Consider the following 16,871-nt stretch of genomic DNA (forward strand, 5'->3'; position numbering starts at 1 on the left):
GCAGCACCGGCGTTGCAGGATGTCCGGAGTATGGCCGCGGACTACCGCCGGCCCACGGGAACCTCGACCGACGGCGCCCACGTGGCTACCACCATGTTCCCCGCGATCATCGCCTGGATGTTCGCCCCCGCGCTAACGCGATAGATGAAGTACGTGTCCTGCACGGCGCGGCTGCGGCTGACCGTGAACGGCAGGCTGCCGAGATCGGAGATCGGCTGGCTGGGCGTGAAGGCGATGTAGGTGTTGGCATCCTCGATGCAGATGTAGCCTACCGGCGGATAGATCTGGCCTTCCTCGTCGACGAGCATGGGTGCTTCGTTGCCGGTCAGGTTCTGGAAGACCGGGCCGTTGAGCGCCAGGTCCGAATCGCGACCAACGTCGATCTGGACGATCCGGATGTCTTCCGACTGCGCGAAGCCGCCCACGCGCAGGGCCGGATCGATGAACTGGCCACGCAGCTGGTTCGAGGTGAACTGCTCGACGCCACCGACGATCGTGAAGTACCGGTCGTTGTCGCCCTTGAACACTTCCAGCCCACGCTCGGTGCCCTTCTTGATGAGCAGGCGGCCCGGCAGCGTGTTCTGCAGCCGCATGAAGTACTCTTCGGGCTCGATTTCTTGACGCCCCCTCATGGTCTCCAGTTCTACGGCCATGCTGGAGTCAAAGTCCGCAAGGTCGACGCCGCCATACTCGAAGGTCGTGACGGCGTCGTCACGCGCGGCCGTCGACGTGAACGTTCGATCGGGCGTCTTCTCCAGCTTCTGCCGCGCACCACGGATGTAGATGGCGATCGGCCGATAGCCGCGGGGAAGGGCAAAGTCGAACGCCATGATGGCCTTCGCACCGCCGCCCACCGACGCGATGAACGTCTCGTCGGCATCGAAGCGGAAGCGTGCCAGCGTGGGCTCTTCGGCGTCGGCCTGGCTGATGACCGCCGACGGGTGGAAGGCACGCGTGTAGCCCGTGTCGCCCTGCTCGGCCACGAGCCGGATCTGTGCGTTCCCCAGCACGATCTTGGCACCACCGCCCAATTCGCGGGCCTGTGCGTCGAATTCGACGACCACGCCGGCCACGTACCCGTTGGTGATCTCCTCGCCATCGAGCCCGATGACGCGCTGCTGCACGTTCTGCCAACGGTCGCGCATGAGCTGCGAGATGTTCCCGCCGCGATCGATGTCGCCCAGCGCGTACCACTGGATGACGTTGAATTCGTCCGGTCGCGAGGCGTTGCGGCTCTGACCGGCAAAGGTCGTCCGCATCGCCGAGCCCATCTCATGGAAGCCCGGGTGCCACTTGGCCAGCGGCTGGCTGGTCGCCAGCGAGCCGCGGGACATCCACGAATACAGCCCCGCGGTCCACTCGTCGACGTAGGGCCTGAAGGGCGAGGAGTTCCGCACGACGCTTCCACGAGCGCCGCCGCCCTCCTGCGTGAACACCAGTCCCTGCACGGGCTTGTCGGGCCCGAACCGCATCATGCTCAGCGACATCAGGATGAAGCCGACGGTGATGATGCCCGTCCCCAAGCCGCACACGCCCGCGCCGACGTACTCGATGTTCTCGTTGAACTTGAGGTTGTGCGGTACGGCCTTGTCGACCACGACGCGGAAGATCGTCAGCGCGATCGCGAACGACAGCCCGAGCGAGATGCCATGGGCCGTGTCGCGAAGGATCGTGCCGATGCCACGGTCGGGCGCCTGGCCCAGGATGAGCATGGTGACGGGCTCGTAGACCGCGAAGGCCACCGTGCCCGCGGCCAGCACGCACAACAGGTGCAGGAACGCGCTGAAGAACCCGCGGATCACCCACACCCAGGTAAACACGAGCACGGCTGCCAGTGCGAAGATCGTGAAAAGCATCGGATACTCCTTGCGGGCAGGCTGTTCAGGCGCCGGCGGCGGCAGGCTTGGGCGTCGAGGCCGACTTGCTCTTGGACGAACCGACCGTGACGCGGATCACCTCGTCCACGCTGGTCTCCCCCTCGACTGCTCGGATGATCGCGGCCTGCTGGATGCTCGGCACGCCTTGCTTGCGGAACGCCGTCGCCAGGGCGTTCATATCGCCCTGCTCGATGGCGGCCTTCGCATCGGCATCGATGCCGAAGACCTCGAACACGCCGATCTGGCCGACAAAACCGGTGCCGCCGCTCTCGGGGCACGGCACCAGCTTCTTGTTGACCTCCACGTGCGTGCGGTGGCGGTAGAGCGTCTTGACCTTCTCAGGGGAGAGCCCCAGCTTCTTTAGCATGTCCGGGCTGGGCACGTACGCCTCGCGGCTCGACTTCGCCAGCGCCCGCACGAGCTTGCCCGCCACCACGCCCCGCAGCGCACTTGCTGCAAGCGAGTTGTCGTGCAGGGCGCGACGGAAGATCTCGACGGCCTGCAGGGCGTTGTCCGCGGGCATCGACAGGTAGACGCGGGTGTGCTCAAGATCGCCCTTGGCTGCCTCGATGGCGGTCGCCTCGTCCACGAGTTCGGCAACGCCCACCACGCTCGGGTCACGTCGCAGGATCGACCGCAGCAAGGTCGCGTGATCCGGGCCGCCACCGGTCGGGCTCCAGTCGTTCTGACGGATGCCCTCCAGCGTGTCCTGCTGCTCCAGTTCGATCGTCTGGATGTTGGACGTGTACGCGTCGTGCATCTTCAGCACGGAGTACAGCATCGTCGTGCGGCCCATGCCCTTGGGCGCGGCGAGCAACACCACCCCGCTGCCGTCGCTCACGAGCTTGTTCAGCAGTTCACGCTGCTGGGGCAGCAGGCCGAGGTTGTCGCCGCTCCGGCGGACCGACTTCGACGGGTCCACGACCATCGTCAGCTTCAGGCCCTGCTGGCCGCCGCTCGTGATGATCCGAAGATGGTGACGCTCGCCGCCCTTGGAGATGTCGGGCTCGCCCACCTGGCGACGACGCTCGCCGGGCTCCAGGCCCGAGGCGCTCTGCCAGAATGCGATCACCCGCATGGCGTCCTGCGGGCTCAGCGGGTCGCCCACGATCGTGCGCAGTCCGTCGACGGTGTGGGCCACTGCGTAGCCCTTCTCGCCCGCGGGGAGCAGCTCGATCTTGTGGGCTCGCGCCGCGATGCCATCGATGTACAGCTTCTCGGCCGCCGCACGGACGACCATCTCGCTGGTGCCTTCCTCGGGCGGATCCATCGACACGCCGTCGGGCTTGACGATGGCAAGTTGGACGCCGGTTGCCTTGCGGGCCTCGCGGGCCTCCTTGCGGGCTTCCATCCAGCTGGCGATGTTCATCGACAGCTTGTGCTCCTCTGGCACGCGCTCGTCCTTGTTGGCCGACTGCACGTACATGAACGGAGGCACCGCCAGCAGCAAGGCGACGGCCGGCACCGCGGCCAGGAACGCCACGATGCCCTCCAGCGGGTTCACCACGATCACGGCGATCGCCAGCAGCGCCGTCACCATGTAAACCAAGTTCCACTTCTCGCGCGGCAGGTAGAACCGTGCGGCGTGCTTGTCGGCCACGGTCGAGACGAACCATCCCCAGCCCGCGAACATCGCCACGAAGATCAACGCCTTCCACCACGAGGCGAGCACGAACGCGCTGGCATCGGCAAGCAGGGCCGACGGCGCGGGGACGAGCAAGAACTGGGTCGGATCCACGAGTGGCATTCCTTTATCGTGTCAAGGGCCAGTCGGCTGCGAGGCACGGCGGTCGATCGACGCCGAACGAATCGAGTACGCGAGGCTCAACGCTTCTGCGAGGCGCCGCCGAACTTCTTCAGGCGCATCTGCAGGTCGTCCTTGTTCGGACTGCTCTCCATCGCGATCCGCTGGTGGATGTACTCCTCCTCGATCAGCTTCACCAGCCAGGCATTGAAGTCGACCATGCCCTGCTGCTGCGCCTCGATCGAGTTGAGATACTCGCGAAGCTCGCCCTCGCGTTCCTCGAGGATGTGCTTCTGCACCACCGTGTCGTTGATCAAGATCTCGATCGCCGGGATACGCGGGATGTTCTCGTGCAGCGTCGGCAGCAGCTTCTGGTACACGAACGCACGCATCTGGTAGGCCAGCATGCGGCGGATGCCCTCGACCTCTTCGGTCTCGAACAAGCCGTAGATACGGCTGAACGTCTGCGTCGTGCTCGACGCGTGAATGGTTCCGTACACCAGGTGGCCCGTCTCGGCGGCGTTGAGCGCGGCCTCGAACGTGTCCTTATCGCGCATCTCACCGATCAGCACGATGTCCGGGTTCTCGCGCACCAGGGCCTTCAGGGCGATCCGGAAGTCCAGCACGTCGATGCCGATCTCGCGCTGGTTGATGGTGGCCTTCTTGTCGTGGAAGATGTACTCGATCGGGTCTTCGATCGTCACGATGTGCACGTTCTTGCGCTGGTTCACGTAGTCGATCATCGACGCGATCGTCGTTGACTTACCCGAACCCGTCACGCCGCTCAGCAGCACGATGCCCTGCGGCTGCAACGCGATCTTGCCCATGACCTCAGGAAGGTGCAGGCCTTCGAAGGGAAGAATGTTGCTCGTGATCAGGCGAGCCGCCAGCGAGATGTGCCCGCGAGCCTTGAACAGGTTCATGCGGAAGCGGGCACTCTCGTCGTAGTCGTACGCGAAGTCCACGCTGCCGTAGTGGGCGAGGTCCTTGAGCTGGTCCTCGTCGAGCGTCGCGTTGATGATCTCCTGCCAGTCCTCGGGCGTCACCGGCTTGGTGTCCAGCGGCTTGAGGGCGCCCCGCATGCGGAGCTTCGGCGGCTGGTCGGTCTTAATGATCAGGTCCGACGCGCCGAACTTGATACACGCCTTCAGGAACTCGCCAAGCCGGGTCGCGTGGGGATCACGCTGCCCGCCGAAGATGTCGACGGCCGGAGCCGTATGCCCCTCGGGTTCATCCTTGTGGACCGCCGTGTGTGCGCTGCTCATGCTCTACCAACTCCCGTCGCCGCCGAGGGCGACGCATTCACCGAAACCAATGCCGGCCCCATGGAGAGGCCTACCAGATCCGACGCGGGCGGGTTGCCCGAACGCCCGTGCGGGCAAGGGTTCGCCCCGACGTCTCGCGAGGGGTCGAGCCCTAAATGTAGCGCCACTCACCCCCCCGACCGTTACCGACGATGGCCCTTTCCGGGCCCCCAAGGGCCAATTTCGGGGTCCTCGGGGCGGCCGTGACGCCAGCCGCCCCCGATTCGCGGACCCTGTTCGTAGGCGCGCGGCGGCCAGTTCCCAACCAGCCAACCCGGCCCGCGCACGAAAATGGGGCCATCGCGGCCCCATTGGTGGTCAAGATGTCGCGGCGTCAGGCCGTCGGAGCAACTTCGCCGGCTTCGGCGCCCTGCTCCTCTTCTTCCTGATTGACGCCCAGAAAGTTGGCCTCCAGCTCGACCCGGAGCTTCTCCATGGCCTTGTTCTGGATCTGACGCACGCGTTCCTTCGTCACGCCGATGATCTGCCCGACCTGTTCGAGGGTCATGGGCTTCTCTTCGCCGCTCTCGAGCCCGAAACGGTGCTCGATGACCGTGCGCTCCACGTCGGTGAGGTCGGCGCGGTTGTCCATGACGATCCGCTTGACCTCCTCGGCCGCATCACGCTCGAAGTCGGCCCGCTTGGTCTCGAGGAAGTTGGACTTCTCGAGCTTGGGGTCGAAGTCGGTCGGGAACCGCTGGCGGTACTTGCTCAGCTTCATGCCCTGGCGGCTGAACGCCTTCAGGATGGCCCGACAGGCGTACGTGCTGAACTTGTAGCCGCGACCGGCGTCGAACTTGTCAACCGCGCGGAGCAGGGCCATGTTGCCCTCGCTCACCAGGTCGGCAAAGTCGACCTCGCTCATCCGCGTCCGCTTGGCCATCGCCAGCACGAGCGCGAGGTTCGTCTCGGCGATCTGCTCGCGGATCAGGTCGGCCCGGCGATACCACCACAGGATCTTCTCGGCCTGCTCGGGGTTGGGCTTCCGGTTGGGATTCTCCCAGACCTCCTGCTGCAGCATCCACACGCGATGCCGCGCGTAGTTGAACTGGTGGAACAGGACCTTTTCCTCGGCCGCCGTCAGGATGACCTGCTGGCTGCTCTTGACCGTCCGCGTCCGCGTGGCCGAAAGGTCGTCCATCACTGGGTGATACCACGCGGTATCGGGCTTCTGGATGTCGGGCGCCTCTTCGTAGATCTTGCCCTCGGCCCCGTCCTCGTAGAAGGCGGGGCTGTCGATGTAGTCCATCTCTTGGGCCATGATCTGGTCGAGCAGCCGCTCGTCGTCGGGGCTCAGGCGGCGGCGGGCGCCGCGCGCGACGACGCCCTGTCCGGCAATGCCGGCGTGCTGCCTGCGGCGAGCCTGCTCCAGCGGGCTCGGCCCCTTGCCACGATTCTGCCTCATCGGTCACTTCCCTTCGCAGTGGTTCACGCCCCGAAGGGCCCGAACCGTGCGGCGATCCCGGCGGATCTTGCCATGCCGCACATCATGCTGCCTTGCACCCGGGCCGACTTCCCGACCCGCGCGAATAACCCAACGCCTGCTAACACCTACCGGTACGGCCTTGTTCGCCCGAGTGATACCAAAACCCGAGCGGCCACACCACCAACATCGCCCATTCCCTCCGTCCACGGAGGTTCCGAGCCCCAACAAGACTTGTACCTACCTCCTGCCACCGACGACTCAGATACACGGGAAACCCCTAATACGAAACCCAGTCCGGGCGTTCGGGGCAGCACGCGTTTTTTCGTCCTCGGCTCCGGCAGCGGCCCTTGCTTCGCCTTGGCTCGCTGCCTGTCGGAGACGCACCCATGGTATACGACACGCGCGAGAAAAAGTTTCCTCGCATGACGCGACGACTGGTGAATCTTCCGGGCTCGTCGACACTCGGACCCCACGACCTCGTCAGCGGATCGATGCATCGCAATCCCTGCGACGACCCACGCGAGCACAGCCGCCAAGATAACGGAAATCCTGGTCCGTGTCCATCAGTTTTCACCAGATTTCCCTGACGGTTATCCCTTACTGCCTGGTTCAACTACGATCCGGCATGGCGGAGCAATCGCGGCGCGGCGGATGGAAGAAAAACGCGATCGTGACAGGCGTGGTCCTGTCTCCGATCGCGGTGCTGATCGTCTTGTTCGTGCTGCTGAACCAAGCCTACCAGGCCGAACTCGAGGGCGGAGCCGCCACGCGGCCCGTCGACCAACGAGCCGATCAGCCGCAGACTCAGCCGCGCGCCTTGCCGTAGAGCTCGGCGACCTTCGTCCAGTTGACCACGTTCCACCACGACTTCACGTAGTCCGGACGACGGTTCTGGTAGTTCAGGTAGTAGGCGTGCTCCCACACGTCGATGCCCAGGATCGGCGTGTGGCCGTCCATCAACGGGCTGTCCTGATTCGGCGTGCTCGTGACCTGGAGCTTGCCGCCGCCGTCGACGACCAGCCAGGCCCAGCCCGATCCGAATCGGGTCGCAGCGGCGTTGGCGAAGTCCTCCTTGAACTTCTCGAACCCACCCAGATCGGCATCGATCGCCTTGACCAGGTCGCCCTCGGGCGAGCCGCCCCCGTCGGGGCTCATGATCTCCCAGAACAAGCTGTGGTTGGCGTGGCCACCGCCGTTGTTGATGACCGCCTGCCGCTGGTCCTGGGATACCTCGTTGATGCTCCGAAGGACGTCCTCGATCGGCTTGTTGGCCAGCGGCGAGCCCTCGAGGGCCTTGTTGACCTTGTCAACGTACCCCTGGTGGTGCTTGCCGTGGTGGATCTCCATGGTCTTCGCGTCGATGTGGGGCGCGAGCGCGTCTGTGGCGTAGGGCAGGCTGGGAAGCGAGTAAGGCATGCTGGGCTCTCCTTCGTGTCCGGGCCTCCGATCGAGGGGGCCGGTATCAGGGCGATATGGGACGAGCCGTCGCGGGAGATGCGAGGCCACGTCTGCCTGCATGGTATGGGCCAACGTGCCCGGCATTCGGGCAATGGGTCCTGCGCTGGTTGTCGGCCATCGCCACACGGAAAACCCCCCGCCGACGGGCGAGGGGTTTGAAGGATGCTCAGCGTGTTCGAATCGCCTTGCTTACTCGCAGCCGGCGTCGAATTCGTTCTGGAACGCCAGGAAGTCGAAGATCGAGAGCTGGCCGTCGCCATCGAAGTCGGCGCGGCAGGGCTCTCCGCCAGCGAAGACCAGGTCGTCGGCGTCGAAGATCTCGCCGACGGCGGTGCCGCCGTAGCTCGGCGCCGCGATGATGCGGACCTCGCTCACCGGCTCGCTGCTCGTGAAGCCCAGGAACGTGTCGCCGAAGCCCGAGGTGTAGTCGAGCACGTCGGCGACGCCCTCGTCGGTCTCGATGGCGATGCCGATGCCCGACGCGGCGCCGAAGGTGTCCCAGCCGAAGGCCTGGATCGGGCTGTCGAAGGTGAAGACATACTGGACGTGGCCACTGGCCGGGAAGATCGAACCCTGGAACGTGCCGTCGGCGATCGCCGGCGAACCGGTGGTGCTGTCAACGCCGATGACTTCGACCGTGCCCCAGTCGAACGCGATCGGGCCGCTCGAGGGCTGCAGCGGATCGAAGCTGCCGTCGAACGTCTCGGTCTCGAAGTCGCCGCTGACGATCGAATCGCTCTCCCACGCAGCCCGGTCGCCGTAATCGGTGAACTGGGCGTTGGCCGCTGCGGTCAGGCCGGCCACGACAACGATGCTCGCGATACCATGCTTCATCTCTTCATCCCCTTCTCGGGTGTCTTTGCGAACGTCATGGGGCCCCAGAGGGACACCCTCCACTGGTAGTGATTGTACACGCAAGGCCGGAGTCGTTGAGCCGGATTCGCCAGCAGAACCGGGAAAAGCGGCCACGGGACATCCCAAGAAGCATTATCACCACGCCCGATAGGGACTCTCTGCGGAGCACTGCATGCTCAAGACCATTGCCATCGTGCTCGTTGTTCTGATAACCCTGGGCGTCGGCAGCGCCCTCGGGCTCATGCAGATGGGTGGACCCGAGGGCCTGCGCGAGCGTTTTACGCCCCAGGTCGAGGCCGCCCGCGTGATCGTCGAGCCAGCCCGCCGCAGCGACCTGCGCCGCACCATCAACGCCCCGGGCGCCATCGAGCCCAAGCAGATGGTCCAGATCTCCGCCGAGGTCAGCGCCCGCATCGTCGCCCTGCCGTTCGTCGAAGGCGATTCGGTACGCGAGGGCGACGTCATCTGCCGGCTCGACGCCATCGACCTCCAGGCCCGCCTCGATGCGGCCGAGTCCCGCGTCCGCTCGCAGAAGAGCCAGCTCGACGGCGCCCGCGCCGAACTGGAGCTTGCCCAGCTCGAATTGGGCAGACTGCAGGAACTGCTCGACACCAAGGACATCGCCAAGACCGAGTTCGACGCGGCCAACACCCGCGCCCTCCAGGCGCGCAGCAGCGTCGCGGTGATCGAGGCGGGCATCGAAGCGGCCGAGGCCGACGTCCGAGCCGCCAGGCGAGACCTCGAGAACGCCGTCATCGCCAGCCCGATCGACGGTCGCATCGTGAACCTGCCCGTCGAGGTCGGCGAGACCGTGCTGGGCACGTTCAACAACCAGGGCTCGCTGATCATGGAGATCGCAGACCTGGGCACCATGCTCATGCAGGCCCGCATCGACGAGACCAGCGTGGGGCTGGTGCAGGAAGGCCAGACCGCCGACGTGCGGCTGCTGGCCTACGGCGACCGCGTCTTCGAGGGCGTCGTCGAACGCGTCGGCCTGCAACGCCGCGTCTTTTCCGACGGCACGAGCTACGTGCAGGCCGAGGTGCTCGTCGAGCAGGGCGAGGGCGACCTGCTCCGCACCGGCCTGACCGCCAACGCAGACATCTACGTCGACACGGTGCGTGACGCCATCGTGGTGCCCAGTCAGGCGGTGCTCGATCGACGCGTCGAGAACCTTCCCGACTCGGTCCGCGGCTCTCCGCTGGTCGATCGGCAGCGCACCTTCACCACCGTCGTCTACGTGTTGGAGGACGGCTTCGCGCGGGCGCGGCCGGTCAAGACCGGCGTGAGCGATCTGACCGATACCGTCATCCTCGAGGGCCTGGATGTCGACGACGCGGTCATCACCGGACCCTTCCGCGTGCTGCGGGAGCTCGAGGACGGCAAGGCCGTGACCGAGGACGATGTCGACGGCGAAGACGCCGAAGCGGCGGCCGACGACCAGACGCCCGACGAAGGAGCCGGCGATGCTCAAACGACGCCGGGCTGACACCGACGCGCCGGCCATCCGCGTGACGGGGCTGGAAAAGATCTACAAGATGGGCGTGGAGCGCGTGCACGCGCTCGATGGCGTCGACCTGACCATCGAGGCCGGCGAATTCGTGGCCATCATGGGCGCGTCAGGCTCGGGCAAGAGCACGCTCATGAACGTGCTGGGCTGCCTCGATCGCCCCACCGCCGGCGAGTACGAACTCGCGGGCATTCCCACGCGCAAGATGAGCGCGACTCGCCTGGCCAAGGTCCGCAACGAGCGCATCGGCTTCATCTTCCAGACGTTCGAGCTGCTGCCCCGCGCCTCGGCCATCCAAAACGTCATGCTGCCCATGATCTACAGCAAGAAGCACGTGTTCGGAGCGCGCCGCCGAGCCAAGGCGGCGCTGCGCAAGGTCGGGCTGGGCGATCGCTTGCGCCATCGTCCGAACCAGCTCTCGGGCGGGCAGCGCCAGCGCGTGGCCGTCGCCCGTGCGCTGGTCAACGATCCGGCCATCCTGCTGGCCGACGAGCCCACCGGCAACCTCGACTCGCAGACCACGACCGAGATCATCCGGCTGTTTACCGAGTTGCACGACGAGGGCCAGACCATAGTCATCGTGACCCACGAGGAAGAAGTCGCCGGGTACGCCGATCGGATTGTCCGGCTGCGCGACGGGCGGGTGTTCAGCGACATGTCGACCGCCGACGATCCGCTGCACACGGCCTACCTGCAGTCGATCGCCAGCACGGCCGCCAAGCGCGCCCAGACGGTCGCCACCGAGGGAGCACCGGCATGATCATCGTCCGCCTGCTCATGCAGACCGTCGTGCTCGCGCTGGGCCAGATCTGGGCCAACAAGGTGCGCTCGCTGCTCACCACGCTCGGCATCGTCATCGGCGTGGCCGCCGTCGTCGCGACGGTCGCGGCGATCGAGGGCCTGCGCGGCTTCGTGCTCACCGAGTTCGAGACCTTCGGCACCAACAAGGTCTTCATCGACGGCAGCCTGCCCCAGAGCTGGCGCGGCCGCGTCTCCTGGCGTGACGTGCAGCTGAGCATCGAAGAGGTCGACGGCATCGTCGAGCACGCCCCGTCGGTCACGAACATCAGCCCCCAGTGGCGCGCCTCGGCCCGCGTGGACTACGAGAACATCGTCCTCGAGTCGGCGCCGGCCATCGGCATCCGCCCGCAGTGGCACGACGTCGAGAACCGCCAGGTCACCATCGGACGGCCGTTCAACCAGGTCGACGAGGAGCAACGCCGCTACGTCGTGCTCATCAACGAGCAGGCCATCGAAGAACTGAACCTGCCGACAAACCCGGTCGGACGGTTCATCCTGCTCGGCGGTCGACGATTCCAGATCGTGGGCGTCGTCGAGACGCTCGACCTCTCGGGCATGTTCGGCGGGGGCGAGAGCCGGGCCGAGTTCTTCGTGCCCTTCTCGACCGCGGTCATCCTCAACCCCAACGGCTGGATCAACTACGCCACGGCCACGATGGAAAGCCCGGAGCTTGCCGACGAGACGCGGGCCGAAATCGACTTCGTGCTCCGCACGTTGCGCAAGCTCGAGCCCGACGACGAAGCCACCTACGACATCGAGATCGCCCAGGAGTACGTCGAGCAGTTCAAGTCGCTGTCGGCCGGGCTCATCGCGGGTGCGACCGGCATCGTGGGCATCAGCCTGCTGGTTGGCGGCATCGGAATCATGAACATCATGCTCGTGTCGGTCTCGGAGCGCACCCGCGAGATCGGGCTGCGCAAGGCCGTCGGCGCGCGTCCGCTGGTCGTCCTCATCCAGTTCCTGACCGAGGCCGTCGTGTTGTGCCTCATGGGCGGAGCCGTGGGCATCGTCATCGGCCAGACGATCATCCTGCTGCTGAAGCAGATCCCCGATGCACCGCTCGAACAAGCCAACATGCCGATGTGGGCGATCGCCCTGGCCGTTGGATTCTGCGCGTTCACCGGCGTGGTGTTCGGCGTGTTCCCGGCCATCAAGGCGGCGCGGCTCGACCCGATCGTCGCGCTGCGTCACGACTGATTTGTTGTCCTCGTGGAGCCCAGCATGCCCCAGCTTCGTCGCGCCGTGCTCGCCCCGGCACTCGCCTCAACTCTTCTCTTGGTATCCGGGTGCGTGACGCCGTGGGACCGTGCGCCGCAGAGCGACGCGCTGCTCGGGCCCGATGGCCGCCTGAAGCACATCAAGCCGCTGGACCTCCGCCGCGTCGCCGTGTCGAGCGAGTTGGAGGCCAACCCCGAGCCCGCGCCCGAGCTCCCGCGTGCGGTCGTGATCGATGCCGGCGCCGGCGTGGTGCCACTGACGATCGAGGCAGCTCGGGCCGCCGCGATCGAGAACAACCTGGACGTCCGCGTCTCGCTCATCTCCCCGGCCATCGCGGCCGAGCAGGTCTCCGAAGAAGAGGCCGCCTTCGAGGCCACCTTCCGCGTGACGGGCGTGGCCCAGCAGACCGACACGCCCACCTTCAGCACGCTGCAGGACGCTCAGCAGGAGTTCCAATCGCTCAATCCCGCGCTGGTGATCCCCACGAGGCTGGGCGGAGACTTCACGATCTCGACGCCCTTCTCACGCAACCAGACCAACAACCCCTTCGCGACGGTCGATCCCGCGTTCACGCAAGACCTCGAGTTCAGCATCAGCCAGCCGTTGCTCCGCGGGGCCGGGCGTCGCGCGACGACGGCGGCGCTCCGCATCGCCGCGCTCGACCGCGACCTTGCCGCCGCGCGCACGAAGCTCGAGGTCATCGCGCAACTCGCCGCCGTCGACCGGGCGTACTGGCAGCTCTACTCGGCCCGGCAGGAGATCGAGGTCCGCGTCCAGCAGCGAGACCTCGCGATCGCCCAGCTCGAGCGGGCCGAGCGGCAGCTCGAGGCCCAGCGCATCGCCGAGATCGAGGTGTTGCGCGCCCAGAGCGGCGTGGCCGACCGGGCCGAGGCGATCATCGTGGCCGAGAACCAGGCCGCCGTGCGACAGCGGGAGCTCAAGCGCCTCCTCAACCTGCCCGAGCTGCCCGTGCAGAGCGAGACGATGATCGACCTGGCCAGCGTGCCCGACCCGGCGCTCTACGAGGCCAACACCACCACGCTCATCGACGGCGCCCTGGCCTCGCGCATGGAGCTGCTCGAGGTCGAGCTCCAGCTCGCGCAAGACCTCGTCCGCATCGAATTGGGCGAGAACCAGGCCCTCCCGCAGCTCGATCTCAACGCGCTCTACCGCATCAACGGCTTGGGCGGCAACCACGGCGGGGCGACCGAGGTGCTGGTCGAGAACGAGTTTGAGGACTGGCGCATCGCGCTCACCGCCGCGATCCCCATCGGCAACGAAGCCGCGCTCTCACGCCTCCGCGGGCTCGTACTCAGCCGGCTGCAGCGCATCTCGACCAGGCAGTCGCGCGAGCAGACCATCCGCCAGGATGTGCTCGACGCGCTCGACGACATGGCCACGAGCTGGCAGCGCGTCATCGCCGCACGCGAGCGCGTTCGCCTGGCGACCCGCACCCTGCGGGCCGAGGAGCGGCAGTTTGGCGTCGGCCGCACGACCAGCACCGACGTGCTCGACGCGAGCACGCGCCTGGCCGACGCCCAGCTCAGCGAGCTCTCGGCCATCGTCGATTACCAGATCTCGCAGGTCAACCTTGCGGTCGCAACCGGCACGCTCCTGGGCCAGGCCCGCGTCGATCTCGAGTTCGCGCCGCGGCCGGAGCTCGGCGGCTTCCGCTACGCGCCCCGCGCCGACCAGAACTAGGCCGAGAAGGCCCACCAGCCCACGCCGCACGCGATCGCGCCGTGCACGGCCGCGATCAGCAGCGTGAGCGCCCGGAACCCGGGCTTGCTCGTCTTGTGCCGTAGTACTCGCTGGGCCAGCGCCGCACCGAACGCGCCGCCGATGAATTCGAGCCTGCGCAGCTTCGCCTCGGGGAACCGCCTGTGGCCACGCTTCGCGGCGTGCTTGTCGCGTGCGTAAGCGACGAACGCAACAACGCCGACCGCGACGTACCACGTAAGCAGGGCGATGAACAGGATCAGCCGCGGACCCGGCGGCACTCAGAGCGGCTCGACGACCGTGAGCAACTGGTTCGCGTCGACGTCTTCGAGCAAGACCTCTCGGCCGCTGGGGAACAGCACGCGTACCCGATCAATCGTGGTGGCTCGGCCCAGCCCGAAGTGCGCCTCCAGCGGCGGGGCGCTGTAGAAGCTCCCGCCGACGAAGATGTCGCTCCGCCACGTCTTGTCGCCGACGGTCACCCAGATCTTGGTGCCCACGCCGTTGCGGTTGCTGACGGTGCCCCGGGCCTCGACGCGGAGCCACGCCCTGCCGTCACGCGGCGTCTCGTTGCGCAGGATCACCGCCTTGCCATACACATCGCTAAGCACGAAGTCGACGTCGCCGTCGTTCTCGAGGTCGATGGGCGCCAGGCCACGCGTGTCGCCGCGGTGGTCGAGCCCGCTTCCGAGCCCCGCGTCCTGGAACCGGCCGTCGCCCAGGCCTCGGAAGAAGACCGCCCGCGTGTGCCACTCGGGCTGCACCCAGCCGTTGACGGCCATGAGGTCGAGGTTGCCGTCAAGGTCGGCGTCCCACAGCCAGGTTCCCCAGGCAAAGAACGTGTTGTCGACGCCCATCTCCGTCGCAAGTTCCTCGAACCGGCCCGTGCCGTCGTTCATGTACAGGGCATTAGGGCCGGGCTCGTCGTTGGTGTTGAAGGGGCTGAAGGACATGTTGGTCGTGTACATGTCCAGCCCGCCGTTGCCGTCGACGTCCCCCACCGCCACGCCCATGTCGTTGGCGTGGTGGATCAGGTTCCACTCGTTGCTCACGTCGGTGAACGTGCCGTCGCCGTTGTTCCGCAGCGCATAGTCCTCGTCGAAGTCGACGGCCGCGTAGAGGTCGAGCAATCCATCGTCGTTGAGGTCGAGCATCACCGGCTGCCAGTGGAACCGGTCGTCGGCCGGGAAGCCGCCGACGGCATCGGTGATGTCGGTGAAGCGGAAGCTCCCGTCGTTGCGGAGCAGGTAGGCGGTCTGCTCGAACCAGCCGCCGATGAAGATGTCCAGGTCGCCGTCGTTATCGATATCGCCGGCCGTCGCGCCGCCGTGCGTGGCCTCGTAGTGCACCACGCCGCTGGCGTCGGTCATGTCGGTGAAGGTGCCATCGCCGTCGTTGCGATAGATGCGGCTGGTCGGGAAGCTGTCGTCGAACAGCGACGAATCGTTGAAGACGACCAGGTCGTCGAAGCCGTCGTTGTTGAGGTCGAGCCAGAGCGCCTGCTTGCTAAACCCCGCGACGTGGTCCACCCCCGCGGCGGCCCCAACCTCGGTAAACGTGCCGTCGCCGTTGTTGCGGTACAGGTGGTTGGCCGAGCCGGCCGAGTTGGGGATGTAGACGTCTTGCAGCCCGTCGTTGTCGAAGTCGCCGATCGCCGCTCCGACGCCGAACCGCTCGTTCTGCCCGGGGAACAGCGGCGGCACGGGCCACACCGCCTGCCGGTGCGTGAAGTCGATGCCGCTCGCGTCGGTCATGTCGGTGTAGCGAACGTCCTGGCCGATCGCGCCGGCCACCGGCCCGAGCACCGCCAACCCCAACAGCATCCGCATCGCATCCATCGCCTCGTCCCTCCTGCTGCAGGCTATACGCCGACGGCAAGGCCGGCGTTTTGTTACGGCCACGCAGGGGTTATCGGGATGCGGCGGGTGCGGCTTGAGGGCCGTGTCGGCTGAGTTAGGATGCTCTCGAGAAGATCACGAACTACAACCCACGGAGTCCCCGCATGGACGTGTCGCCGGATGGAGACGAGAAGCGCGGCACGCCCAAACGGGTCGTCATCGCCGGCGGCACCGGATTCCTCGGGTCATCGCTCGCCGCCTTCCTGGCTGACAGAAACTACGAGCCGGTCGTACTCGGGCGAAGGCCCGAACGCTACCGCGGCGTTGGCCGGGCCGTGGGCTGGGACGGCCGATCGCAGGGCGACTGGTCGGCCGAGATCGACGGTGCCGCAGCCGTCGTCAACCTTGCGGGCCGATCGGTCGACTGCGTCAAGACGCCAGACCACTGCGACGAGATCCTGCGCTCGCGGGTCGAGTCGACGCGCGCCATCGGGGAGGCGATCGACGCAGCGCAGACGCCCCCGCCGGTCTGGGTGCAGATGTCGACCGCCCACATCTACGGCGACCCGCCCGAGGCGATCTGCGACGAGCAATCGGCGTTCGGCTACGGACTCGCGCCGACCGTCGGCAGGGCATGGGAGGCCGCGTTCGACGAGGCGTGCCCGAGCGGCGTCCGCAGGGTCGTGCTAAGGACCAGCTTCGTCGTCGGCAGGGGCGGCGGCGCGATGACGCGGCTCGGCACGCTCGCCCGCCTCGGTCTGGGCGGCCGCGTCGGCAGCGGCAAGCAGGGCTTCAGCTGGATTCACGAGCATGACATGAACCGCATCTTCCAGCGCGCCATCGAGGACGACGCTACATCGGGAGCATACATCGCCAGCGCGGCGAATCCCGTCAGCCAGGCCGAGTTCATGCGCTCGGTCCGCAGGGCCATCGGCATGCCAATCGGCCTGCCGGCGCCCGCGTTCGGCGTTCGCCTTGCCGCACCGCTCATCCTGAAGACCGACCCCGAGCTTGCAATCTACGGCCGCTACGTCGTGCCGCAGCGCCTCATCGACGAGGGCTTCCGCTTCGAGTTCGAGTCGGTCGATGCCGCGATGCAGGACCTGTACGCCAAGAAGTAA

Annotated in this window: 14 protein-coding genes; 6 read left to right on the top strand and 8 right to left on the bottom strand. The window is 66.7% G+C overall.

The window, feature by feature from the left end:
- Positions 1–41: 41 nt before the first annotated feature.
- The 4 genes from RIA68_07245 to RIA68_07260 all read right to left on the bottom strand — a co-directional run bounded on the left by RIA68_07245 (position 42) and on the right by RIA68_07260 (position 6,330).
- Positions 42–1,856 (bottom strand): CvpA family protein, encoded by a 1,815-nt coding sequence (locus RIA68_07245; GenBank protein MEQ8317234.1) that lies wholly within the window; start codon positions 1,854–1,856, stop codon positions 42–44.
- 25 nt (positions 1,857–1,881) lie between these two features.
- Complete coding sequence (locus RIA68_07250; GenBank protein ID MEQ8317235.1) at positions 1,882–3,615, bottom strand: ATPase, T2SS/T4P/T4SS family; 1,734 nt, start codon at positions 3,613–3,615, stop codon at positions 1,882–1,884.
- Positions 3,616–3,701: 86 nt separating this feature from the next.
- Positions 3,702–4,886, bottom strand: a complete 1,185-nt coding sequence (locus RIA68_07255) for a PilT/PilU family type 4a pilus ATPase (GenBank protein ID MEQ8317236.1) — start codon at positions 4,884–4,886, stop codon at positions 3,702–3,704.
- Positions 4,887–5,259: 373 nt separating this feature from the next.
- Complete coding sequence (locus RIA68_07260) at positions 5,260–6,330, bottom strand: sigma-70 family RNA polymerase sigma factor (protein MEQ8317237.1); 1,071 nt, start codon at positions 6,328–6,330, stop codon at positions 5,260–5,262.
- Between the two features lie 577 nt (positions 6,331–6,907).
- On the opposite strand from RIA68_07260, the gene RIA68_07265 reads away from it, so the two are divergent.
- Positions 6,908–7,177 carry a hypothetical protein gene (locus tag RIA68_07265; GenBank protein MEQ8317238.1) on the top strand — a complete coding sequence of 90 codons (270 nt, stop codon included), beginning with the start codon at positions 6,908–6,910 and terminating at the stop codon, positions 7,175–7,177.
- Here the strand turns inward: RIA68_07265 and RIA68_07270 are convergent.
- Both RIA68_07270 and RIA68_07275 read right to left on the bottom strand, forming a co-directional pair.
- Positions 7,156–7,767, bottom strand: coding sequence for a superoxide dismutase (locus RIA68_07270; GenBank protein ID MEQ8317239.1), 612 nt, complete (start codon positions 7,765–7,767; stop codon positions 7,156–7,158). The two genes, RIA68_07265 and RIA68_07270, sit on opposite strands and share 22 nt — an antisense overlap.
- A gap of 231 nt (positions 7,768–7,998) precedes the next feature.
- Positions 7,999–8,643, bottom strand: coding sequence for a hypothetical protein (locus tag RIA68_07275; protein ID MEQ8317240.1), 645 nt, complete (start codon positions 8,641–8,643; stop codon positions 7,999–8,001).
- Positions 8,644–8,836: 193 nt separating this feature from the next.
- Here RIA68_07275 and RIA68_07280 point away from each other — a divergent pair, with 193 nt between their 5' ends.
- Genes RIA68_07280 through RIA68_07295 form a run of 4 tightly spaced genes read left to right on the top strand, consistent with a single transcriptional unit; the run spans position 8,837 to position 13,894 of the window.
- Positions 8,837–10,153, top strand: a complete 1,317-nt coding sequence (locus tag RIA68_07280; GenBank protein ID MEQ8317241.1) for an efflux RND transporter periplasmic adaptor subunit — start codon at positions 8,837–8,839, stop codon at positions 10,151–10,153.
- Positions 10,131–10,934, top strand: coding sequence for an ABC transporter ATP-binding protein (locus RIA68_07285; protein ID MEQ8317242.1), 804 nt, complete (start codon positions 10,131–10,133; stop codon positions 10,932–10,934). The genes RIA68_07280 and RIA68_07285 overlap by 23 nt, the downstream gene beginning before the upstream one ends.
- Complete coding sequence (locus RIA68_07290; protein ID MEQ8317243.1) at positions 10,931–12,172, top strand: ABC transporter permease; 1,242 nt, start codon at positions 10,931–10,933, stop codon at positions 12,170–12,172. Before RIA68_07285 ends, RIA68_07290 begins: the two co-directional genes overlap by 4 nt.
- Before the next feature lie 24 nt (positions 12,173–12,196).
- Positions 12,197–13,894, top strand: a complete 1,698-nt coding sequence (locus RIA68_07295; protein ID MEQ8317244.1) for a TolC family protein — start codon at positions 12,197–12,199, stop codon at positions 13,892–13,894.
- On the opposite strand, the gene RIA68_07300 is transcribed toward RIA68_07295, so the two are convergent.
- Both RIA68_07300 and RIA68_07305 read right to left on the bottom strand, forming a co-directional pair.
- Positions 13,891–14,193 (bottom strand): DUF1294 domain-containing protein, encoded by a 303-nt coding sequence (locus RIA68_07300; GenBank protein ID MEQ8317245.1) that lies wholly within the window; start codon positions 14,191–14,193, stop codon positions 13,891–13,893. The two genes, RIA68_07295 and RIA68_07300, sit on opposite strands and share 4 nt — an antisense overlap.
- A complete protein-coding gene (locus tag RIA68_07305; protein ID MEQ8317246.1) occupies positions 14,194–15,750 on the bottom strand; it encodes a CRTAC1 family protein in 1,557 nt (518 codons plus the stop codon). It abuts the gene before it with no gap.
- Between the two features lie 164 nt (positions 15,751–15,914).
- Between RIA68_07305 and RIA68_07310 the strand changes: the two genes are divergently transcribed.
- Positions 15,915–16,871: a TIGR01777 family oxidoreductase gene (locus tag RIA68_07310; protein ID MEQ8317247.1), complete on the top strand. Its 957-nt coding sequence runs from the start codon at positions 15,915–15,917 to the stop codon at positions 16,869–16,871.

This window comes from Phycisphaerales bacterium, assembly GCA_040217175.1.
GTDB lineage: Bacteria > Planctomycetota > Phycisphaerae > Phycisphaerales > UBA1924 > JAHCJI01.

Coding starts and splice junctions, on each gene's coding strand:
- RIA68_07280 (MEQ8317241.1), top strand. CDS start 8,837: ATGCTCAAGACCATTGCCATCGTGCTCGTTGTTCTGATAACCCTGGGC.
- RIA68_07285 (MEQ8317242.1), top strand. CDS start 10,131: ATGCTCAAACGACGCCGGGCTGACACCGACGCGCCGGCCATCCGCGTG.
- RIA68_07245 (MEQ8317234.1), bottom strand. CDS start 1,856: ATGCTTTTCACGATCTTCGCACTGGCAGCCGTGCTCGTGTTTACCTGG.
- RIA68_07310 (MEQ8317247.1), top strand. CDS start 15,915: ATGGACGTGTCGCCGGATGGAGACGAGAAGCGCGGCACGCCCAAACGG.
- RIA68_07275 (MEQ8317240.1), bottom strand. CDS start 8,643: ATGAAGCATGGTATCGCGAGCATCGTTGTCGTGGCCGGCCTGACCGCA.
- RIA68_07260 (MEQ8317237.1), bottom strand. CDS start 6,330: ATGAGGCAGAATCGTGGCAAGGGGCCGAGCCCGCTGGAGCAGGCTCGC.
- RIA68_07255 (MEQ8317236.1), bottom strand. CDS start 4,886: ATGAGCAGCGCACACACGGCGGTCCACAAGGATGAACCCGAGGGGCAT.
- RIA68_07295 (MEQ8317244.1), top strand. CDS start 12,197: ATGCCCCAGCTTCGTCGCGCCGTGCTCGCCCCGGCACTCGCCTCAACT.
- RIA68_07305 (MEQ8317246.1), bottom strand. CDS start 15,750: ATGGATGCGATGCGGATGCTGTTGGGGTTGGCGGTGCTCGGGCCGGTG.
- RIA68_07270 (MEQ8317239.1), bottom strand. CDS start 7,767: ATGCCTTACTCGCTTCCCAGCCTGCCCTACGCCACAGACGCGCTCGCG.
- RIA68_07290 (MEQ8317243.1), top strand. CDS start 10,931: ATGATCATCGTCCGCCTGCTCATGCAGACCGTCGTGCTCGCGCTGGGC.